The sequence below is a fragment of the Geodermatophilus sp. SYSU D00691 genome, assembly GCF_054050275.1.
This window is the reverse complement of sequence record NZ_JBJGYZ010000010.1, coordinates 127885-149398: the sequence shown is the minus strand read 5'-3', so window position 1 is coordinate 149398 and position 21514 is coordinate 127885. Positions and strand designations below refer to the sequence as shown.

The window sequence follows — 21514 nt, the reverse complement described above, 5'->3', positions numbered from 1 at the left end:
GGTCATGCTCCTTCCGCGTCCCGGGGGAGCTCCTCCCCGTTCCACTCTTCCTGCACCAGCATCCGCCGCACCAGCGCGGCCGCCTGCTGCGCCTCGTCGTGGCGCTCGCGGAAGGTCCGGGCGCTGAGCCGGTGCCCCCGCTCGTCGGCCTGCTGGCCCATGCGCAGGCTCAGGGCCGCGCGCTCCTCCAGGCCGCGCAGCGCCATCCAGAGCGCCGACTCCAGTGCCTGCGCCTGCTCGGCGGCCAGGGCCTCGGGGGACCAGGCGTGCCCGACCCGGCACCGGAACCGCTCCAGCCCGCCCTCCGAGATCGACCACAGCGCGCCGTGGCAGCTCGGGCAGCCGAAGCCGGACGGCGTCCCCGGGCGGTCGTCGGCGTTGACGGCGTCCATCTCCATGTTCGCCATCGCCGTCTCCGTCTCCATCAACTCGCTCGGCGGTGGTTCCTCCACGTCGTCGACCTCCTCGGCGAGCAGCTCCTCCAGGTGGGCGCCCAGCGCCGCGGCGGGCAGCACCCGGTCGGCACCGCCGATCTCCGCGGCGTTCGTCGGCATGCCGGGGAACAGCGCGTCGGCGGGGTCCTGGGCCAGACCCACGCCGCCCCGCGACCGGACCGCGATCATGCCGGCGGTCCCGTCGTCGAGCACGCCCGACAGGACGACGGCCACGACCCGGCGGCCGGCGGCCCGCGCGGCCGACCGGAAGAGGACGTCGACGGCGGGGCGGTGACCGTTCTCCCGCGGGCCGCGGCTCAGGGCGAGGTGCCCGTCGACGACCATCAGGTGCCGGTCGGGCACCGCCACCTGCACGGTGCCGGCCTCGAGGGCGGCGCCGTGGACCGCCGGGCGCACCGGCAGAAGGCACGACCGCGCGAGGATCGACGGCAGCGCGCTGGCGGAGTCCGCCGGCATGTGCAGGACGACCAGGACGGCGGCGGGCAGATCGGGCGGCAGTGCGCGCAGGAAGGCCCCCAGCGCCTCGACCCCGCCGGCCGAGGCGCCGACGACCACCAGGTCACGCCGTGCCATGAGCCGTCTCCTTCTCGCCGCCGGGACCGGCTGTGGCCGGCGGACCGGCGACGGGTGCAGGAGCGATCATGCTCTCACGCGCCTGGTCGTGCACCGGGTTCCGCCCTCGTCGGCCCGCTCACGCCCCGGACCGGCGCAGCCCCTCGCCGAGCGGTGCCGGGGGGACCCGCGGCCCTGGGTCGGCCAGGTCGTCCAGCTCCTCGTTGAGGGCGTGGGCCAGCACGTTGTGCTCCCCCGGTGACAGCACGGCCAGCCCGTGCAGCTGGGCGTCGACCGACACCTCGTCGGCGTTGCCGCCCAGGGCCAGGTAGCGGAGCCACGCGTCCCGGACGGTCAGCCCGGTGCGCCGGTAGGCGGACGCCACCGCCTGCTCGCCCTCCGCCGCGCCCGGCATCGCAGTTCCCGGCCCCTCTCGACCACCCGCCGTCCAGGCTAGACCGCCGAGCGGAGGTGCGGGCCCCGTGAGGCCGGGCGCAGCGCCGGATCCAGGTCCGCCGCTCAGCGTGCGTCTCGCAGGGGAGCGATGCAGCAACCGTCACAGGGATGGGCAGCGGAGACGCCACCGGCCGACTGGAGGGCGACGACGTCATCGGGGTCGGGGTGGCCGAAGCCGTGCGCGCACCGGCGGTAGAAGAAGCCGCGGTAGGCGCTCCAGGTCTTCGGCCAGTCCCGCATGTGGTGGTCGCTGGGGTGGTGCACGGAGCATCCGCGTCCGTCGCAGAGCGCGGGGTCATGGGCAGCAGCACTCATGCCGTCGTCCTCAGCACGGCGGGACACCGCGCTGATGTTCACCTCCCCCGTGAGCAGGCAAGCCCTGAGGTGTTCAGCCGGGAGGCAGGATGGCACAGGCCGAGGGGGTGCGGCAGCGTCCGGCCTCACCTCTGAGCCGATCGGGGTCGGAAGCGACATGCCGAGCACTGTCGGCGGGGTACCTGCGGTTTTCCGGTCCGCGACCTGTGCGGCGCCTGTGCACCTCGAGAACGGCGCGCCGGTGGGCGTCAGGGCAGCGCGCGGACCTCCCGCAGCACCGCGAGGACCTCCGGCAGTTCGTCGAACGCCTCTCGGACGTCGTCGGGGGTGGCGACGGAGTAGGCGTTCACCCGCAGGTAGTCCGCGAGCGCGGCGTCGAACGCCTCGTGCCCGGCTCGGTCACGGGCCTCCACGAGAGCCGCGCCGCCGAGGGTGTAGACGGTGTCGAAGTACGTGCTGCTGGGTCGGCCGAACTCGGCCCAGTAGGGCATCGAGCCACCCACCGGCGGCATGTCGTCGTCGAAGACGTGCTCGTAGGGCTCCGACTGCTCGCCGTCGGCCACCACCTGCGCGAACGTCGCGAACGACTCGTCGATCCACGGGTCCTCGCCCTGGTCGTTGCCGACCAGCCCGTAGAACCACATGTGGGCCAGCTCGTGGGTCACCAGGCCCCGGCGCTCGTCGGGTGCCACGTCACCGAACTGGATCGCCCCGGGGAACTCGATCCCGCTCGATTGGCTGGACAGGACCGTGACCCAGAGGTCGTCGTACGGGAAGGGGCCCAGCAGGTCGACGAGGTCTGCGGTGGACTCGTCGATCTGGTCCAGCCAGTCCGACGCGACCGACTCCTCCACCGACCGATCCGTGGCCACGTGCACCCGGATGCCCTCGATCTCGCGGTCGACCACGTCGAAGTCCCCGACCGACACCGCGACGTCCCGCACGGCCGGCGCGGTGAAGCGGTGGACGGTCGTCCCGTCCGGCCCGTCCTCCGTGCCGGCGGCACGCCCCGTGCCGAGCACGTCGTAGGCGGACGGCGCCACGACATCCAGGGAGGCGAGCCTGAAGTCCTCGCTGACCGCCATCTCCCCGTCGACCGCGACCGCGGGACCGCGTTCCCAGCCTCGGCCACGTTCCCACGCGAGCAGGGGGAAGGCAGTGGCGAACCACGCCGCCTCGGCGGTGGTGGAGGTACCCACGCGCTCGTTGACCTCCTCGCCCAGCTCGACGTCGAACTCGAGCTCCACCGTGACCTCCTCGCCCGCAGCGGCACAGTCCTCGAGCGGGACCTCCAGGAGGGTGCCCGCGGGCGCCGTCTCCGGTGCACCGGCGACGACGTCGACGGGGTCCCGCAGCCGGCCGTCCACGAGCACCTCGGACACCACCAGGGAGCTACCCGCCCGCGCGGTGGCCGGCTTGTTCGGCCAGGCGCGCAGCACCACTTCGCACGTGGGGAGGTCGGGCGTGAACGTGATGCGCTCCCAGCCCGCTACCGAGGCCAGGTCCTCGGCCACCTCGAAGCGCAGCTCCACCACCGGACGGTCGGACCAGGGCTCCGGCGGCGCGGCCTCCGGCGGTGCGGCCTCCGGTGCACCGCACCCGCCCACGAGGACGACGAGGCAGAGCCAGGCCGCCAGGTACCAGTGTCGGGGTCGACGCATCCCTGTCCTCGTCGCGTGGTCCGGCCTGCCGGCCCCTCCCATCCTCGCGCCCCGGCGCCGTCCTCGCCGGACCGACCGGCAGACGCCCATACAGACGTCATCGGCAGAGTGCGCGGGAGGCGTGGAGCTCCTGAGATACGTGTTACCTGAGCGTGACCTTTTGGATGCGCGGAGTATGTGCCAGCATCGGTACGTCACTTGGCAATCACGGTCCGTGGCCATCGGCGCGGGCATCCGGAGGAACTTCTTCCCGTGCGCACTTCCCTCTCCCCTGTCCGCCGTTGCGCCGGCGTGGTCGCTGCCGTCGCCCTGATCTCGTTGACCGCAGCCTGCGGCCCCGAGGACCTCGGCCTCGACGCAGCGGGCGCAGGACCGTCGGCGTCCGCGGACGCCGGCGAACCCGGCGACGCCGGCGTCCCGTCCCCGGCCGGCGCCGCCGCCACGCCGCACGACGACGCCCTTCCCGCGGTGCCCGCTCCCGAGGCCGGGGAGCCGGTCGAGGAACCCGCCACCGGTTCGTCCGAACCGGCCACCGAGGTGCCGCCCCCGCCGGCTGCGGAATCACCGGAGGAGTCGGTTCCGGAGGCCGCCGAGGAGGTGCAGCCGGAGTCCGCGCCCCCCGCGAGCCCCTCGGGCACGCGGCCCGCAGCCGCAGCCGCAGCCGCCGCCGCCGGCACCGGCGCCGGCGCCACCAGCGGCGGATCGGGCGGGGCGTTCACCGACCGGCCGCGGAGCACGTTCACCGCCGCCAACGGCCAGTCCGGCCGCTACCTGCTCTACGCCGGCGGCATCGACCCGTCCCGCCCGGTGGGCCTCGTCGTCTACGCCGACGGAACCGGCGAGTACGGAGTGGACAACCCGACCTCGCCCTACGCGCTGGGCGGTCCCTCCGGGCTGGTCGCCGCCGCCAAGGCCCGCAACGCGATCACACTGGCCGTGGAGAGCCCCAACCAGGCCTGCGAGTGCTGGCACACCGGCGACACCAGCGCCTACGCCGACTTCCTCGCCGACCTGATCGAGACCCAGCTCGAGAACTACCCGATCGACGAGCTGTGGCTGTCCGGCTTCTCCTCCGGCGCCCAGGAGGTCACCCGCTTCCTCGTCCCCCGGCACCCGGAGCTGCTGCGCGTCGGCGGCGGCTGGGTGGTGTTCGGCGGGGGCGGCCCGCCGGCCGACGGTGGCGCCGGGGTGACCACCGCCCGGATGGCCGGCGTGCGCGGCCACTGGTACACCGGCACGGCGGACACGGCCGTTCCCCTGACCGCGGCCTGGGGCGCACAGGCCGGCGAGCGGTGGTACGCCGGCCGCGGCGTGGTCGCCTCGCACGAGTGGCCGGCCGGCGTCGGGCACGCTCTCGACGGCCGGCTCGGCAGCACGGTCGGGCGCCTGCTCGACGCCTCCTGATCGCCCCGGTGGGCGCCCCCGTCCTCGGGCGGCGCCCACCGGTGGCGGTGCACCCGTCCGACCGCCGGTTCAGTCGCCCCGGACCGGCGCCCGGCCGAGACCCATCACCCGGTCGACGAGGTCCTGGGTGAGGTCGGCGTGGAGGTCGGCCGGCACCGGCAGCCCGCTGTCGCCGTACCAGTCGGGCGAGGCCTCGGGGTGCGGCCCCACGACACCCACCGCGCCGGCGCCGAACGGTGCGACGACCGCGGCCGGCAGACCGTTGTCGTAGGTCGCCAGCACCTCGGCCGGGCCGCGTCCGGCGTCCAGGTCGAACCAGGGACCGTCCTGGAAGAACATCTCCCGGCGCCGCCCGTTCCAGGTCAGCGTCACCAGGCTGTCGCCCGCGTGGTCCGGCCGGGCCCCCGGGGAGGAGATGAAGCGGTCGGCGTCGCCGGGCAGGAGGCCGAAGCCCGGCGTCTCCCCCGCGAGGTAGCCACCCAGGCAGAAACCGAGGTACCCGCCGCCGGACCGGACGAAGTCGCGCACCGCCCCGGTGGAGCGCCGGACCCGGCGGTGAGCCGCGCGCAGGCCGCCACCGCCGGGCTGCGCGTAGAGCCGGGCGTCGGCCAGCACGGCTGGGGTGACCTGCACCTGCTCCTTGGGACCGACGAAGCGCACCTGGAGGTCCCACCGGCTGCGGCGGAGAGCTGCGGCGACCGCCTCCGGGCAGCCCGGCGTGGACGCCGGACCGCGGTAGACCAGGGCCAGCGGCGGGCCGCCGTCCCGCTCCGGGGAGTCAGGGCCGGTCCGGGCCACCGCTGGTCCCCTGCGCGCGGCCTCCGGCGAGGATCCTGCGCCTGACGCCGTTCGTGGCCGCCGCGACGAGGTCCTCCAGCGGCCCGCGTGCGTGATACCGGCTCCAGGCGAGCGCGAAGCCGACCACCACCAGCACCTGCACCAGCATGGAGGCGACGTCGTCCTCCGGCAGGAACGGCGAGCTGAGCATCAGCAGGTGCAGGCAGTACAGCGTCAACGTCATGCTGCCCGCGGCCGCGATCGGCCGCAGCCAGGCCGTCGTCGTGCGGCCGACGAGGATGCACACCCCCAGCACGCCGAGGCCCACGCCGATCGTGAAGGCGAGGTCCAACGGGGTGCTCGAGTGCGGGGAGACCGTGGCCAGCCACCACGCGGTGTCCGACGGGGTGACGCCGGACGGCCCCCACAGCAGCAGGTCGGTGTACTGCTCCGCGGACAGCGACTGCCGGGCCACCGCCTCGAGCTCCGTGCGACCGCCGAGCACGTCGAGCAGCAGCCACGAGACCACCCGCGAGGACACCGCGAGCCCCAGGCCGACGAGGGTCATGAGCACGACGACCCGGCGGGACGACAGCAGCGCTCGGCCCACGGCCAGACCGACGCACAGGTAGGCCACCCAGATCAGAGCCGGGTACGTGCCGGTCAGCGCCAGTTCCGTCAGCAGACCGCCGGGGCGGGCCGCCACGTCGCCGAAGGTCGGGTTGGCGGCCGTGGTCGTCTCCGTGCCCGCCCGCAGCAGATGGCTGATCACCGGCATGCCGACCGCGATCGCCGCCGCGGTCAGGAGGAGCGCCCTGATGGACAGGGACAGGAGCGGGATGGCGAGGACGAACAGCAGCGCGTAGTAGGGCAGGATCACGCCGGCCAGGCTGCGGGGCACCAGGTATCCGAGCAGCAGGCCCACCGCGCCGATGATCAGCGCACGCGTGACGAGCGAGCCCGCCGAGGCCACCCACGCCCGCCCCCGCGGGCGACGACGCCGGCCGCTGGAGAAGGCGACCCCGACACCGGCCAGCAACGCGAACAGCGCTGCCGACTTGCCTGCCGCCAGGTTCCACGAGAGGGACGGCGTCCCGTCGGCGCCCACCGGGTCCAGCACGTGCACGGCCATCATGCCGATCAGGGCGACGCCGCGAGCGGCGTCGATCCCGATGAGGCGGGTGCTCGACCGCTGCGACCCGGCCGTGCTCGACGGGGTCCCCGAGACGTCTCCCGACGGCGCAGGCTCGCAGGCGTGCGCCAACGGGGACGCCCCGGCGGACGGCACCTCCCGGGTCGCCGGACCCGCGCCCATTGACGGGCCGGACCGGTCGAGGACCCCCTCGGCGGGGCTCTGCGGGTTCGCCGTCATCGTCGTTCCGCCGTCGTCACCGAGCGGGACCGCCCGCGCCCGACGGGCGCCGCTGGAGGCGTCGGCGGGCGGCTGACCTTCTGGGCCGGGATGCCGCACCAGGTGGTCCCGGCCGGCAGCACCTCGCCCTTCATCGCGAGGGACATCGCGACCAGCGAGGCGTCCTCCTCCACCACGGAGCCGTACAGGACGACCGCCTTCGCGCCGACGCTCGCCCGGTCGCGGAGCGTGACGCGGTCCATCTTCATCACGCGGTCCTCGAAGAGGTGCGTCTGCAGCGACGCGTTGGTGCCGACCGAGACGTCGTCCCCGATGTCGACGAGGTCGAACTCGGTGACGTACGTGGTGTCGATCAGCGTCCTGCGCCCGACCCTGGTGCCGAACAGGCGCAGTGCGGCCCCGAGGACCGGGGTGCCGGTGAGGAAGGCGAGCAGAGCCGGCACCGCCGCGGCCTCGTAGATGCCGGTGACGAACTCCGTGCGGCGGACGAAGCCGCTCCACAACGGGCGCACGCGCGGCTTGTACCGCCCGATGACGAGCCACTTCACCGCGGCCACGAAGAGGACGACGGCGACACTCGAGGCGAGCGCGACCAGCGGGGCGAGCAGGACGGTCGGGAGCAGGCCCCAGCTGACCGCCACCGTCGAGAGCCCGTACAGCGTGGCGAAGGTCGCGACGCCGAGGATCGAGCTCGGCAGGACGATCCGGAAGAACTCGATCACGTAGCGTGCCTGCACCCGCCGACGGGACGGTGCGAACGTCTCGGCCTCGGTGAACTCCTCGAACAGCTCACGACGCGGGAGGAAGAACGCCGGCGACCCGAGCCACCCGGTGCCCGCGGGCACGCCCTCGGCGGGCGGCACGCTGCGGACGCCGATCAGCGACCCGTCCCCCAGGTGCGTCCCCGACGGGATGAACGCCGCGTTCCCGACGAAGGCGCGCGACCCGATCTCCGTCCGCTGGAAGGCGACGTGACCGTTGGCGTACGACGCGCTGCCGACGGTGGCCATGTCGGCCACGAAGCTGCCGTCGCCCACCGTGAGCAGGTCGGGATCGATGTTGGCGATGGTCGACACCTCGGCGCCGGCGCCGACCTTCGTACCCAGCGCCCGCAACCACATCGGTGTGTAGAGGGTGGAGTACATCGTGTTGTTCATCAGCAGGCTGAGCTCGAGCAGCTTGTCGCCGAGCCACTTCTCCAGGCCCAGCTGCGACCGCAGGTGGTGCACCCCCTCCCGCGTCGCCGGCAGGATCAGCCGACGGGTGCCGAGGACGAGGGCGCACGAGGTGGCCACGAACAGCGGGCCGGACAGCGCCGTGGCGAGCAGCGCGGCGGCCACCCCGAAGGTGAGCAGGGTCCACCACACCAGCGCCACCGTCGGCAGCATGATCAGGAACGGCATCAGCTCGAGCAGGAGCACTCCCCCGCCGAACCCGGCCAGGAGGGCGCGCGACCAGGTGCGGGGTGCGGACGGGCAGCTGACCATGAGCTCCATCGCCGGGTCGGCCGCCTCGGGCGACGGGCCGGCCGGGGAGCCGGCCCACGTCTGGCCGTCCGGGATCTCCCGGTGCGACTGCAGCAGCGACGCATCCCGCAGGATCGCCCCTTCGCCGACCACCGAGTCGCACTCGAGCACGCACTCGGACCCGACGACCGCTCCAGGTCCGACCGTGACGGGGCCGATGGTCAGGACGCCCTCGGTGACGCGGTGGGCGTGCAACTGGGTGCCGTAGCCGACCGTCGCGCCGCGGTGCACCCGCAGGAACGAGGGCAGCGAGATGTCCGCCGTCCCGATGTGGCAGTCGTCGTCGACCTCGGCGCCGGCCAGCCGTAGATAGGTCGCCGCCCAGGGAGAACCGCTGAGAACGGTGAGCGGGGAGATGATCATCAGCTTCTGCAGCATCCAGACCCGCAGGTGCACGTGACCCCACAGGGGGTGGTCACCGGCCTGCAGGCCGCGCGCCAGCAGCCGGGAGCCGACGATCGGCAGGACCCAGCGTGCGAGCAGGTAGAACGACGGCAGGGCGATCGCGAGTTGGACGACGAGAGCCACCGACGGCCGGCCGTCGTGGATCCCGTACAGCACGGCGATCGGCAGGAGGAACAGCAGGAGGACGCCGTACAGGCCGGCCACCTGCGCCGACCCGAACGCGGTCACGCGACCTGCCGTCGGTGGAGCCGGCCGGGGCGCCCGGGGTTCCAGGTCCAGGGTGTCGGGTCGGGCGCTCGCGCCGTCCTCGAGGAAGGCGGCGAGGTCGCGCACCGTGGGGTGCCGGTAGAAGTCCGAGATCGACAGGCCCGCGCCCAGGTCGCTCTCCCGCATGGCCGAGACCACGTTCGCCGCGACCAGGGAGTGGCCGCCCAGCGCGTCGAAGAAGTTCGCCGACGCCGACACCGATCCGGAGGGCAGCCGGAGGGCCGCCTCCCACAGACCTGCGATCCACGCCTCTGCCGGGGTCTCGGGTGGCTCGTGGTCCTGCTGGGTGCGGATGAGGCGCGAGCGGGTCGGCTCGGGGAGCCGCCCGCGGTCGGCCTTGCCGCTGGGCAGCATGGGGATGGCGGAGACCACGTCCATGTACGCGGGCACCATGTACGGCGGCAGTTGCTGGGACAGCAGGTCGTGCAGCTCGGCGATCACCGCGTCGTCCCGCCCGCCGGGCCCGTCCTCGCCCGGCGTCGCGGCGCGGCCGTGGTCGTCCCGGAGGATGACGTACCCGGCGAGCTCCCCGCCGCTGCCCGGAGAGGACAGCAGCGTGACCACGGCGGCCGTCACCTGCGGGTGCTCGAGCAGCAGGCTCTCGACCTCCTGGAGGTCGACCCGGTGCCCTCGCACCTTCACCTCGCTGTCCGCGCGGCCCAGGTACTCGAGCTCGCCGTCGGGGAGGAACCGCCCCAGGTCGCCGGTGCGGTAGATCCGCTCCCCGGGGATGCCGCGCGGGTCGGCGATGAAGCGCTCGGCCGTGACGTCGGGCCGCTTCACGTAACCGCGGGCGACGCCGGGGCCGCCGACGCAGATCTCGCCGACCTCACCGGCGCGGACAGGCTGCAGGTCGTCGTCGAGCAGCACGATCCGGTACGTGGGCAGCGGGCGGCCGATGGTGACCGCCTTGCCCGGCTGCAGCTCGGCCATCGTGCAGGTGACCGTGGTCTCGGTCGGTCCGTAGGTGTTCAGGATCCGGCGGCCGGGGCCCCACCGGTCGACGAGCTCCCGCGGGCACGCCTCGCCGCCGACGTTCACCGTGCGGATCAGCGGGAGGGTGCGGTCGAGCGTGGCCAGCACCGTGGGGACGCAGTAGATCATCGTGATCCGCTGCTCTTCCAGGAAATCCGCGAGCCCGGGCCCCACCCGTCGGCCGTCCGTCGGGCCGGCGACGAGCGTCGCCCCGACCGCCCAGGTCGGCCAGATCTCCTCGATGGAGAAGTCGAAGGCGATCGTCATGCCCTGGTAGACCCGGTCGGAGGGCTCCACCCCGTACAACGGCGGAACGATCCCGATGAAGTTGCAGATGCTGGACTGGGTGATCTCCACACCCTTGGGGCGACCGCTGGACCCCGACGTGTAGATGACGTAGCAGACCGGGTCCCCGGCGGTCTCGATGCCCGGGCGGGTGCTCGGCTGCAGGGCCAGCTCCGGTCCGACCTCGTCGAGCGCGAGCGTCGGACAGGGGAGGCCGGCGCACGAGGCGGCGAACGCCGTGGTGGTCACCACGAGCTCGACGTCGGAGTCCTCGGCGACGTACTGCAGCCGGTCGGCGGGTGCCGCAGGATCGATCGGCACGAACGTCGCCTCGGTCTTGGTGATCGCCAGCAGCGCGACGTAGGTGTCCACCGAGCGGTCCAGCAGGATCCCCACGCGGGTACCGCTGCCCATGCCACGGGCCATCAGGAGGTTCGCCAGGCGGTTCGCGCGCGCATCGAGGTCGGCGTAGGAGATGTGCTCGCCCTCGCACTCGAGGGCGGTGGCCGAAGGGCGGTCGTCGCACGTGCGCTCGAAGTACCGGCTCAGGCGGGTGCAGGCGGCGGCGGAGCCGGAGAGTTCCTCGACGAGGTTCTCGTGCAGGCGGTAGCGGGATGCGGTGCGCGTGCGGCCCTGGTAGGGCGGGGCGGTCGGGGGGCGAGACGCCCACGAGGCGTCGTCGGAGAGAGAGGGGAACGAACCGAACTGGTCCCGCGGCGCGGTCATCCAGCCGAGTTCCGGTGTTGCGACTTCATGTTGTGCACGCTAGGTGCGTATGTCTGGCAGCGCTCCCCGCCGAGGTGTTCCGTCGTGCGGGCAGGAGCCGGGCCGGCCCTGGCAGCGTGATCGTTGATGACTGCCCGTCAACGAGTGCCTCACGCCTGTCAGGACTGGCCCCGCGACGCGCGGCGAGTTGCACAGGGTCACGACTCGCTCACGAGATCCGGTATTTCTTGGATTGTTTCCGGCGGCGACGCGATAGCGGCGCTCCCGCGTGCGACGGGACGGCATGGGGGCACGCCCAAGGGGCCGTGGGGACGGCCGGCGAGCCATCGAGGAGGCAGGGTGTCGCGAGGACGTGGAACTGCTACGGGCGGGCCCCTGGTCCTCGCCGCCCGGACCCAGGAGGTGCTGCGGACGCTCGACCACCGGCTCCTGACCGCCGTCGAGCTGCGCCGCTGCGCCGCACTCCGCCACCCCGACGATCGGGACGCCCGGGCCGCAGCCCACCTGCTGGTCCGGTGGAACGCAGCGCAGCTCACCGGCCTGCCGATCGAGACCTTCGAGGTCACGCAACGCTGCCCCGACTGCGGGTCGGCCGACCATGGCCGCCCCTCGCTGTCCGGTCTGCCCGCCGTCCACGTCAGCCTGGCGCACACCCGGGGTGCGGTGGTCACGGGAGCGGGCCGGCAGCCCGTCGGGGTGGACATCGAGGCGGTGCGACCCCGTGACGGCCTGGAAGCAGCGGGGCTGCCCCTCGCGCTGACCGAGGCCGAGGTCATCCGCGTGCGGTCCGCACCGGACCCCGCGAGGGAGTTCCTGCGCCACTGGGTGCTCAAGGAGTGCCTGGTGAAGGTCGGCGTCGCCACGCTGGACTCGGCGCGCGACATCGAGATCGACCCGCGGACCATGCGGGTGGGACCGGACGGGCGAACCCGCACCCGGCACGGGCAGCTGCACCTGGTGGACTGGTTCGACGGGACGCTGGACGCGGTGGTCGCTGCCGCCGGGGCCGCCCTCCCCGTGGTCGGCTCCTTCGCCGGCGGCCGGACCTCGGCGGACGACGCCTCCCCCGGGTAGGGGCGCCCGGCACGCGGACCGGCCGCCGTGGCGGTTCTCCCGGCCTGCGTACAGTCGGGCACCCGGTGTCCCGCCGGTTCGGACTCGGTGAGGTGCGTGTGCGCGGACCGCTCGTGGTGCTCGTGGCACTGGCGCTCGTCCTGCTGGCCCCCGGGTCCGCGTCGGCCGAACCCGCTCTGGTCCTGACCGAGCAGATCACCGACGAGGTCCAGGTGCTCGGTAGCGACGAGCCGGCGGTCCAGGCCGCCCTGACCGACCTGGCGGCGGACAGCGCCATCGATCTCCATGCCGTCTTCGTGTCCTCCTTCGACACCGAGGCCGACACCGACTGGGTCGAGGAGACGGCCCGGCTCTCCGGCCTCCGGGGCTCGGACATGCTCGTCGCCGTGGCGGTGGGGGACGAGGCCTACGAGTACGGGTGGTGGGTCGCCGAGTCCTTCCCGCTGTCCGAGGTCGAGGTCGAGGACCTGATGGCCGGCGAGGTCGTGCCCGCACTCGAGGCCGCCGACTGGGACGCCGCGGTGATCACCCTGGCCGAGCGGTTGCGGTCCCTGGCCGCTCCCACGGAACCGGCCGCTCCCACGGAACCGGCCGGTTCCGCAGAGGAGGAGTCGGAGGCGCCGTCGTGGTCCGCCGGGACCACGGTGGCCGTCATCGGCGGCCTGGCGGTCGTCCTCCTCGTCGCCCACCTGCTGTCCCGGAGGCGGGGCAGGGCCACCCCGTCGGAGTAGCCGCCGATCGCGGGTCGACCGCACCCGACGCGTCGTCGGTGAACCCACGCACCGCGACGGTGACGTCGAGGGCCCGGGTCACCGGCGGGGCCCGGGAGTCCTCCCCGCCCAGGCGGCGACAGCCGCGGGGACGCGGCGCCAGAGCGGCGCGGGCCGGCGCCTCTCCAGGCGGATGATCCGGGCCTCGAGCTCGTGCAGGCGGTCCGGCTCGGCGGCCGGCTCCGGCCGCGTCACCAGGCGGGCGATGCCGTCGGTGAGGCTGCTCGCCAGGCCGGCCGCGTCGGCGGCGGTCAGGCGGACGGTGCCGACGCAGACGTCGGCGCGCCAGATGCTCACGTTGAGCAGCCCGACGTCGGGGTGCGTGGAGACGCGGACCGCGCGGCCGTCGCCGCGCGCGTCCCAGGTCCAGCGTCCGTGCGTGGGGAGCGCGATGACCGTCATTGCCGAAGGTTCCTGCACCCCGACCGGCCCGTCAACCGGTTGCGGAACCGTGCGGAACCGGCCGTGGCCCCCGGTCAGGCGACGGCGAACGCCTCGCCCGGGGCCAGTGCCGCGGGCAGGCCGACCGTCGTGAACAGCCGCTGGTCGAGGTCGAGGAAGCTGTTGATCCGGACGACCTTGCCGTCGGCGATGTCGAGCACGTGCAGCGCCCACGGCTCGTGGCCGCCGTCGTCGCGCAGCCGGTACTGGGCCACGGCCGGCTGGCCGTTGGCCCACACCGCGAACACCCGCGAGCCCTCGCACTTGGCGCCCGGCCCGCGCATCCAGGTGGCGATGTCGTCGGCGCCGCGCAGCCACATCTCGAACGGCGGCATGTGCTGGGCGACGTCGTCGTGCAGCAGGCGCACGAACGCGTCGATGTCGTACCGCTCGAAGGCGTCGACGTACTTGTCGAGCAGCTCGCGGTGCTCCGCGTCGAGCGGCTGCGGGTCGGGCCGGCCGCCGACCTGGGCGAGCGTGGCGCGGGCCCGCTGCAGGGCGCTGTTGACCGAGGCGACCGTGGTGTCGAGCAGCTGGGCGACCTCCTCGGCCTTCCACCGCAGCACCTCGCGCAGCAGCAGCACCGCCCGCTGCCGCGGCGGCAGGTGCTGCAAGGCGGTGATGAACGCCAGCCGGATCGACTCCCGCTCGACCGCGCGCTCGGCGGGGTCGGCGTCGTCGGCGAGCACCATGCGGTCGAGCACCGGCTCGACCCACGCCGTCCCCGGGCGGCGGGCGGCCAGCGAGGACTCGACCGGCTGCCACGGGTCGCCGGAGAGGTCCATCGGCAGCGCGCGGCGCTGCCGGCCGGAGAGCTGGTCGAGGCAGACGTTGGTGGCGATCCGGTACAGCCAGGAGCGCAGCGCCGAGCGGCCCTCGAAGTCACCCAGCCCGCGCCAGGCCCGGACCATCGTCTCCTGCACCGCGTCCTCGGCGTCGAACGACGACCCGAGCATGCGGTAGCAGTAACCGGTCAGCTCCCGCCGGTGCTCGAGCAGCCGGGGGTCGAGCTGCTCCGTCGGGCCGATCGCCACGCTGGTCACCGCGGTCATCTCCTCTGGTCGAAGGGCGCCCAGCACACCACAGCGCACCGACAGTCCGGGAGCCCCCGGACTACTGGTAGCTGACGAGATCGGGAACCGGGCTGACCGAGGCGACCGTCTGCTCGGGGGTGAGCATCGGGAGGTCCTCGTCGTAGAAGTTCTTCCAGCCCCAGAACAGCGGACCCGGCGGCAGGTCCTGGTGGAGGGCGTTCCAGGTGGCCTGCTTGTCGCCCTGCGCCCCCTGCCCGTCGGCGTGGATGGTCACCGCGACCTCGTCGCGGGAGAGGTCCAGCCGCTGGCGGTCGGTGATCATCCGCAGCTGGAACTGGTGGACGACGAGCAGCTTCTGCGGCAGCTGCCGCTCGCGGGTGAGGTCGGCCAGCCAGGCGATGACGGCGTTCACCTCGTCCACCCCCACCGAGCCGATCGTCTGCAGGTGCACGCCGTCCGGTCCCAGCCGCCACTCGGGGTCGAGGGCCAGCCCGACGTGCGGCAGCTCGAGCAGCGGCTGGTACGCCTGCGCCTGGGTGAGGAAGTCGGTGCGGCCCGGCTGCAGGTCGAGGAAGACGTAGACCCCGGCCTCCCCCGCCGCCTCGACCCACGGCCGGATGGTCTCCAGGTCGAGCTCGGTCGAGTAGTTGCCGTCGGGGCCCGGCACCGACGACGCGACGGTCACGATGATCTCGAACGCCGGGACGACGGGCCGGTCGACCAGGTCCTCGTAGGGGGCGGCGTGCTCGCGGGCCCGCTCCACGCTGGCGTCGACGTCCTGCTCGCCGAGGACCCCGAGCGCGCCGGTGCCCGGGCTGCCGTAGAGCGCCACGAGCATCCGGCCGGGGAACAGCGTCTGCCCGCCGCCGGGCAGCTGCACGCCGCTGCGCGCCGTCGCGAGCTTCCAGTCCAGCCCGTCCTCCGCGGCGAAGCCAGCCCCGAGGGCCAGCACGCCGCCGTCGTGCTCGGACACCGCGTCGACGACGTCGGCCGACGCGCGCGGGTCGGCGCTGCCCCCGGTCACCACGACCTGCGCGCCCGCCGCCCGGGCGGTGGCCGCGCCGGCCACGTCCTCGGGGCCACCGACGGCCAGGACGACGACGTCCTCCAGCGGATCGGCGCGCGCCACCTCGGGCAGCTCCGCCGGGGCGTCGTCGGTCCCCGCCGTCCCGGCGCCCTCGGGGAGCAGCGCGGCCGGCTGCTCGGGGTCCATCGCGGCGACGGCGGCGACCGCGTCGTCGAGGGCCACCTCCTCGGTCCCGCCGAGCGGCACGCCGGCGGCGGCCACGGCCTCCGGGTCGGCGGGGACGGCGATCGTCTCACGGGTGACCTCTGCGCCGTCCTCCTCGGTGGCGCTGCCCAGCGCGGAGCCCTCGGCCTCCCCGACGGCGAGCACGGTGGCCGCCCCGAGCCGGTCGACCTCGGCGGCCAGGCCGTCGTCCACCGCGCCCCCGGCGCGCTCCAGCAGCAGCGGCACGCCGAGGCCCACGGCGGCCGAGGCGCCCAGCAGCGTGCCGGCGTCGTCCCCCTCCCGGGCGATCACGACGACGTCGGCGGACCCGTACAGCGCGCGGCTGGTGCTGACCGCCGCGGCCACCGGGTCGTCGTCGGCCACCACGGTGAGCTCCTCGGCCGGCGCCGTCGTGGTCGCCCGGGCCTCACCGGACCCGCCGCCGTCCCCCTCGTCGTCGGCGAACGAGGTGCAGCCGGCCAGCAGGACCGTCGCCGCGAGCACGGCCGCGCCGCGATGGAGTCGCACGCTCCCCTCCGTTTCCCCCCGTCTCCCCGACAGTAGTGAGGCCGCTGGACACCGGCCGGGCGGCCCGGGGACGATCGGCGGCCGAGATGACCAGCAACCCGCAGTCGGGCCAGCCCGAACCCCGATCGGCCAGCCAGCGGGGTGGGTCCGCGCCCCGGCCGGCCCCAGGCTCGATGCCATGACCACCGACACCGCCGTGCTCCCCTCGCCGCCGGCCGCGACGCTGCAGCCGCGCAGCCGCCTGGGCCAGCTGGGCGCCGACTCTGCGTACAACCTGCTGCGCTTCCCGCTCGGGATCGCCGCCTTCGTCGCCGTCGTGACCGGCCTGTCGGTGGGCGTCGGGCTGCTCGTCATCTGGGTCGGCGTCGCCGTCCTCGCCGTCGCCCTGCTGGTCGCCCGCGGCTTCGCGGGGGTCGAGCGGGCGATGATCACCCCGGTGCTCGGGTACGACGTGCCGCGCCCGCGGTACCTGCGGCCCGACGGCAGCCGGGTGCGCCGGCTGACCACGCCGCTGCGCGACCCGCAGACGTGGCTCGACGCGCTGCACGGCGTGATCGCGTTCCCGTTCGCGATCCTCGGCTTCGTCGTCACCGTGACCTTCTGGTCGGTGGCGCTCGGCGGGATCACCTACGGCGCCTGGGACTGGGCGCTGCCCGACCCGACTACGTCGGCCGACAACCAGGACCTGCTCGAGCTGCTCGGCTTCGAGAGCTCGGCCGGTTCCCGGATCGCCTTCTACACCGCGATCGGCATCGTGTTCGCGCTGATCCTGCCGTTCGTCGTCCGGGCGACCGCGCTGCTGCAGGCGCAGCTCTCCCGCGCGCTGCTCACCTCCCGCGCGGCCACCCAGGCCGAGATCGGCCGGCTGGCCGGGGGCCGCGACGCCGCGGTGGCCGCCGAGGCGGAGCAGCTGCGGCGGCTGGAGCGGGACATCCACGACGGGCCGCAGCAGCGGCTGGTGCGGCTGCAGATGGACCTCGCCCGCGCGCAGCGGCAGATGGACCGCGACCCCGAGGCCGCCCGCACCACGCTCGGCGACGCCGCCGGGCTCGCCCGCGAGACGCTGGAGGAGCTGCGCGCGCTCTCCCGCGGCATCGCCCCGCCGGTGCTCGCCGACCGCGGACTGGCCGCCGCGCTGGCCGCGGTCGCCGCCCGGTCCCCCGTGCCGATCGAGCTCTCCGTCGACCTGCCCGAGGGCCGGCTGTCCCCGATCGCCGAGAACACCGCGTACTTCGTGGTCAGCGAGGCGCTGGCCAACGTGGCCAAGCACAGCGGCGCCGCCAAGGTGCGGGTGACGGTGGCCCGCTTCGGCGGCCTGCTGCGGGTCGAGGTCGAGGACGACGGCAGCGGCGGCGCGGTGCTCGCGCCGGGGCACGGCCTCGCCGGCCTGGCCGACCGGCTGCGTGCGGTGGACGGCACCCTGGCCGTGGACAGCCCGCGCGGCGGGCCGACCCGGCTGGTCGCGGAGGTCCCGTGCGGGTAGTGCTCGCCGAGGACTCGGTGCTCCTCCGCGAAGGACTCGTGCGGCTGCTGGCCGAGGCCGCCGCGGAGGTCGTCGCCGCGGTGGCCGACGGTCCCTCGCTGCTCAAGGCCGTGGTCGAGCACCGGCCCGACGTCGCCGTCGTCGACGTCCGGATGCCGCCCACGCACACCGACGAGGGGCTGCGGGCCGCCGTCGAGGCGCGGCAGACCGTGCCCGGCACCGCCGTCCTGGTGCTGTCGCAGTACGTCGAGGTGGCCTACGCCGACGAGCTGCTCGCCGACGGCGCCGGCGGGGTGGGCTACCTGCTCAAGGACCGGGTGGCCGACGTCGACACGTTCCTCGCCGCGCTGCAGGACGTCGTCGGCGGCGGGACGGTGCTCGACCCCCAGGTGGTCGCCCAGCTGTTCGCCCGCCGGCGGGCCGACGACCCGGTGCGCCGGCTGACGCCGCGGGAGCGGGAGGTGCTGGGCCTCATCGCGGAGGGGCACTCCAACACCGCGATCGCCCGGATCCTGGTCGTGACGCCGGGGGCGGTGGAGAAGCACACCCAGCACATCTTCGCCAAGCTCGGGCTGGCGCCCGACGAGGACCAGCACCGCCGCGTGATGGCCACCCTCGCCTACCTGCGCAGCTGAAGAACTCGTTGGCGCGGTGTCGCACCCGCCCGGTAGACACGTCGGCGTGCCCGACTTCACCGCCCAGCTGCGCCCGGCGACCCTCGACGACTACCCGGCCTTCTGGCGGGCGATGTTCGACGTGTTCGCCGAGGAGCCGTCCGGGCCGTGGCTGGAGACGCCGTCGCCCATCGCCGAGCTCGACCGCTCGCTGGGCCTGTGGGACGGCGACCGCGTGGTGGCGACGTCGGGCATCTACAGCCTGGAGATGACCGTCCCGGGCGCCGTCGTCCCCACCGCCGGCATCACCTGGGTGACCGTCTCCCCCACCCACCGCCGGCAGGGCGTGCTCACCTCGATCATGCGGCGGCAGCTCACCGACCTGCATGAGCAGCAGCGCGAGCCGGTCGCCGCGCTGTGGGCCGCGGAGTACCCGATCTACGGCCGCTACGGGTACGCGCCGGCGAGCACCCGCGGGTCGCTGAGCGGCCGCACCGAGCGGCTGTCGCTGCGGCGCGACGTCGACCTGGGCAAGGGCCGCGTCGAGCGGGTGACCGTCGAGGAGTACCGCGCCGCGGCGATGCCCCTGTTCGACGCGCTGCGCCGGCAGGTCCCCGGCAACATGGCCCGCGACGACCGCTGGTGGGACCGCACGCTGCGCGACGCCCCCGAGAACCGGGAGGGGCAGACCGCGCTGCGGCACCTGCTGCACACCGAGCCCGACGGCACGGTCACCGGGTACGCGGCCTTCCGGATCAAGAACCACTGGACCGACACCGGGGAGCCCGACAGCACCCTCACCGTCGCCGAGGTCCGGGCGCTGAGCACGCCGGCGTACGCGGCGCTGTGGCAGTTCCTGCTCTCGGTCGACCTGGTCCGCCACGTGAGCTACCCCATGGGCTCGCCCGACGACCCGATCCGGCACCTGGTCGCCGACGGCCGGGCGCTGCACACGCAGGGCATCGACGGGCTGTGGGTCCGCCTGGTCGACGTCGACCGCGCGCTGGCCGCCCGCCGCTACCCGGCGCCGGTCAACCTCGTGCTCGAGGTCCGCGACCGGTTCTGCCCGTGGAACGACGGCCGGTTCCACCTGCGCGGCACCCCGGCCGGCGCCTTCTGCGCGCCCACCGACACCGACCCCGACCTGGTCGTCGACGTCGAGGCGCTGGCGGCGGCCTACCTCGGCGGCACGTCGCTGGCGGCGATGCAGGCCGCCGGCCGGGTCACCGAGGTCAGCCCGGGCGCGGTCACGCAGGCGTCGACGGCGTTCGGCTGGCCGATCGCCCCCTGGTGCCCGGAAGAGTTCTGAAAGGACCCCGTCCTCCCCGCCCTTCGCACGCTCAGGTCGGGTCCCTGGACGGGGCCGTTCCAGCACGTCACCCCGGCAGAGCACCGTCCCACTCGGCGAGCGGGGCGCAGTGCCAGCGCCACGAGTGCACCCGCTCGCGGCCCGGCAGCGCCGTGCGCCCGGTCGCCCAGCGCAGCGCGGCGGCCGGGTCGCCGTCGTCCGGCACCCACGGGAACAGCCGGGCCAGGACGGCGTCGGCGAGGTCGGCCGGCGGCGACCACGGCAGGCCGCGGGCCTCGGCGACGTCGCCGGCGTGCACCAGCAGCTCGGCGCAGCCCATGCCGGCGAAGCCGGAGGCGTCGGCGATCCCCCAGTCGTGCCAGCCGCGCTCGTCGGGCCCGGCGCCGTCGACGGTGCGGGCGAGCACGGTGGCGGCCGCGTCGAGCTGGCGCAGCCGTTCCTCCAGGCCGGCGCCGGCCCGCGTCCCGAGCTCGATGGCGTCGGTGCGCACCGGCCCGGCGGCGAGGTCCTGCGAGTACCAGACCAGCACGGTCACCAGGTGCCCGGCGACGGCGGCGACGTCGTCGGCCATGACCGGCACCGGCGCCGCCGGGTCGGCACCGGCGAAGACCTGCCGCGCGGCCGCGGCCGCCCGCCGGAGGTGCTCCCCCGTCACGCCTCGGACGTGTGGGTGGGCACCCCGCCGGCGGGGCGGTGCCGGTCGAGCTCGTAGCCGCGCACCAGGCCGATCCGGCGCTGGTGCCGCGGGTCGCCGCTGAAGGGGGTGTCGAGGAACAGCTTCACCAGCTCGGCCGCCTCGTCGAGGGAGTGCTGCCGGGCGCCGACGGCGACGACGTTGGCGTCGTTGTGCTGCCGCGCCAGGGTGGCGGTGTCGCGGTTCCACGCCAGGGCGGCGCGGATGCCCGGCACCTTGTTGGCGGCGATCTGCTCGCCGTTGCCCGAGCCCCCGAGGACGACCCCGAGCGTGCCCGGCTCGGCCACCACCCGCTCCCCCACGTCGAAGCAGAACGGCGGGTAGTCGTCCTCGGCGTCGTACACGTGGGCGCCGCAGTCGACCGGCTCGTGACCGGCCTCGGCGAGCACCTTGACGAGGTGCTCCTTCAGCTCGTAGGCGGCGTGGTCGCTGCCGAGGAAGACGCGCATGCCCCGCAGTCTGTCAGGCTCCGCACGTGGCGGTGCTGGGAGTGGACGGCTGGCGCGGGAAGTGGGTCGGCGCCCGGCTCGACGGCCGCCGCGTGACGCTGGCCGTGCTGGAGGACGCCGCCGCCGTCCTGGCCGTGCCCGACGTCGGGGTGGTCGGCATCGACATGCCGATCGGCCTGTCCGGTGACGGGTCACGCGCCTGCGACGTCGCCGCGCGCAGGCTGCTCGGCCGCGCCGGCAGCTCGGTCTTCCCCGCACCGCTGCGACCGGTGCTCGGCTGCACGTCCTACTCGGAGGCCTGCGTGGTGTCGCGCAACGCCTCGGGCAAGGCGTTGTCGATCCAGGCCTGGAACCTCGTGCCGGCGATCCGCTCCCTGGACGACGCACTGGGGGACGAGCCCGACCGGCGGGTGCACGAGGTCCACCCCGAGCTGGCCTTCCGCGACGGCCTCGGTGGCGTCGTCGCGCCGAAGGCCACCGCGCGCGGGCTGGCGCAGCGCATCCGTGCGCTGCAGCCGGTCATGGACGTGCTCGACGCCCTGGCCGAGGCACCGGACGGGGTGCCGGCCATCGACTGCCTCGACGCGTGCGCGGCGGCGTGGTCGGCGCGGCGCATCACCGAGGGCACGGCGTCGTCCGTGGGCGGGGACGACCTCGACGTGCGCGGCCGCCCCATGCGCATCTCCTGGTAGGAGCTTCGTCCCGAAGAGG

The 21514-nt window shown here is 74.6% G+C and carries 18 protein-coding genes; 7 read left to right on the top strand and 11 right to left on the bottom strand.

Features of this window, described 5'->3' with window-relative positions:
* Window positions 1–2: 2 nt before the first annotated feature.
* The 3 genes from ACI797_RS10065 to ACI797_RS10055 form a co-directional block, all read right to left on the bottom strand.
* Window positions 3–1028 (bottom strand): chemotaxis protein CheB, encoded by a 1026-nt coding sequence (locus ACI797_RS10065; protein WP_456858472.1) that lies wholly within the window; start codon window positions 1026–1028, stop codon window positions 3–5.
* 118 nt (window positions 1029–1146) lie between these two features.
* Entirely contained in the window at window positions 1147–1422 is a 276-nt protein-coding gene (locus ACI797_RS10060) for a hypothetical protein (RefSeq protein WP_456858471.1), read from the bottom strand.
* Window positions 1423–2026: 604 nt separating this feature from the next.
* The gene (locus ACI797_RS10055) at window positions 2027–3439 is read right to left on the bottom strand and encodes a M1 family aminopeptidase (protein WP_456858470.1); all 1413 of its coding nucleotides are present in this window, start codon (window positions 3437–3439) and stop codon (window positions 2027–2029) included.
* Window positions 3440–3757: 318 nt separating this feature from the next.
* Here ACI797_RS10055 and ACI797_RS10050 point away from each other — a divergent pair, with 318 nt between their 5' ends.
* Window positions 3758–4843, top strand: coding sequence for a hypothetical protein (locus tag ACI797_RS10050; RefSeq protein WP_456858469.1), 1086 nt, complete (start codon window positions 3758–3760; stop codon window positions 4841–4843).
* Between the two features lie 69 nt (window positions 4844–4912).
* On the opposite strand, the gene ACI797_RS10045 is transcribed toward ACI797_RS10050, so the two are convergent.
* From ACI797_RS10045 to ACI797_RS10035, 3 genes are read right to left on the bottom strand one after another with little or no spacing between them, the layout of a single operon-like run.
* Window positions 4913–5641 (bottom strand): BPL-N domain-containing protein, encoded by a 729-nt coding sequence (locus ACI797_RS10045; protein WP_456858468.1) that lies wholly within the window; start codon window positions 5639–5641, stop codon window positions 4913–4915.
* A complete protein-coding gene (locus ACI797_RS10040; RefSeq protein WP_456858488.1) occupies window positions 5622–6935 on the bottom strand; it encodes a heparan-alpha-glucosaminide N-acetyltransferase domain-containing protein in 1314 nt (437 codons plus the stop codon). The genes ACI797_RS10045 and ACI797_RS10040 overlap by 20 nt, the downstream gene beginning before the upstream one ends.
* Before the next feature lie 53 nt (window positions 6936–6988).
* Window positions 6989–11176, bottom strand: a complete 4188-nt coding sequence (locus tag ACI797_RS10035; RefSeq protein ID WP_456858467.1) for a Pls/PosA family non-ribosomal peptide synthetase — start codon at window positions 11174–11176, stop codon at window positions 6989–6991.
* A 402-nt stretch (window positions 11177–11578) separates the two neighbouring features.
* Here ACI797_RS10035 and ACI797_RS10030 point away from each other — a divergent pair, with 402 nt between their 5' ends.
* Both ACI797_RS10030 and ACI797_RS10025 read left to right on the top strand, forming a co-directional pair.
* Window positions 11579–12250 (top strand): 4'-phosphopantetheinyl transferase family protein, encoded by a 672-nt coding sequence (locus ACI797_RS10030; protein ID WP_456858466.1) that lies wholly within the window; start codon window positions 11579–11581, stop codon window positions 12248–12250.
* A 98-nt stretch (window positions 12251–12348) separates the two neighbouring features.
* Window positions 12349–12981: a TPM domain-containing protein gene (locus ACI797_RS10025; protein WP_456858465.1), complete on the top strand. Its 633-nt coding sequence runs from the start codon at window positions 12349–12351 to the stop codon at window positions 12979–12981.
* Window positions 12982–13059: 78 nt separating this feature from the next.
* Here ACI797_RS10025 and ACI797_RS10020 read toward each other — a convergent pair whose 3' ends face one another.
* From ACI797_RS10020 to ACI797_RS10010, 3 genes are all read right to left on the bottom strand, one after another.
* Window positions 13060–13422 carry a hypothetical protein gene (locus ACI797_RS10020; RefSeq protein ID WP_456858464.1) on the bottom strand — a complete coding sequence of 121 codons (363 nt, stop codon included), beginning with the start codon at window positions 13420–13422 and terminating at the stop codon, window positions 13060–13062.
* A gap of 74 nt (window positions 13423–13496) precedes the next feature.
* A complete protein-coding gene (locus tag ACI797_RS10015) occupies window positions 13497–14513 on the bottom strand; it encodes a sigma-70 family RNA polymerase sigma factor (RefSeq protein WP_456858463.1) in 1017 nt (338 codons plus the stop codon).
* 61 nt (window positions 14514–14574) lie between these two features.
* On the bottom strand, window positions 14575–16254 hold the full coding sequence (locus ACI797_RS10010) for a hypothetical protein (protein ID WP_456858462.1): 1680 nt from the start codon (window positions 16252–16254) through the stop codon (window positions 14575–14577).
* Between the two features lie 178 nt (window positions 16255–16432).
* Between ACI797_RS10010 and ACI797_RS10005 the strand changes: the two genes are divergently transcribed.
* From ACI797_RS10005 to ACI797_RS09995, 3 genes are read left to right on the top strand one after another with little or no spacing between them, the layout of a single operon-like run.
* Window positions 16433–17737: a sensor histidine kinase gene (locus ACI797_RS10005; protein ID WP_456858461.1), complete on the top strand. Its 1305-nt coding sequence runs from the start codon at window positions 16433–16435 to the stop codon at window positions 17735–17737.
* Window positions 17728–18372 carry a response regulator gene (locus ACI797_RS10000; protein ID WP_456858460.1) on the top strand — a complete coding sequence of 215 codons (645 nt, stop codon included), beginning with the start codon at window positions 17728–17730 and terminating at the stop codon, window positions 18370–18372. The genes ACI797_RS10005 and ACI797_RS10000 overlap by 10 nt, the downstream gene beginning before the upstream one ends.
* Before the next feature lie 46 nt (window positions 18373–18418).
* Window positions 18419–19660 (top strand): GNAT family N-acetyltransferase, encoded by a 1242-nt coding sequence (locus ACI797_RS09995; RefSeq protein ID WP_456858459.1) that lies wholly within the window; start codon window positions 18419–18421, stop codon window positions 19658–19660.
* Window positions 19661–19727: 67 nt separating this feature from the next.
* Here ACI797_RS09995 and ACI797_RS09990 read toward each other — a convergent pair whose 3' ends face one another.
* Both ACI797_RS09990 and ACI797_RS09985 read right to left on the bottom strand, forming a co-directional pair.
* A complete protein-coding gene (locus ACI797_RS09990; RefSeq protein WP_456858458.1) occupies window positions 19728–20315 on the bottom strand; it encodes a maleylpyruvate isomerase N-terminal domain-containing protein in 588 nt (195 codons plus the stop codon).
* On the bottom strand, window positions 20312–20803 hold the full coding sequence (locus tag ACI797_RS09985; RefSeq protein WP_456858457.1) for a ribose-5-phosphate isomerase: 492 nt from the start codon (window positions 20801–20803) through the stop codon (window positions 20312–20314). The genes ACI797_RS09990 and ACI797_RS09985 overlap by 4 nt, the downstream gene beginning before the upstream one ends.
* 26 nt (window positions 20804–20829) lie before the next feature.
* Here ACI797_RS09985 and ACI797_RS09980 point away from each other — a divergent pair, with 26 nt between their 5' ends.
* A complete protein-coding gene (locus tag ACI797_RS09980; RefSeq protein ID WP_456858456.1) occupies window positions 20830–21495 on the top strand; it encodes a DUF429 domain-containing protein in 666 nt (221 codons plus the stop codon).
* The last annotated feature ends 19 nt before the right edge of the window (window positions 21496–21514 follow it).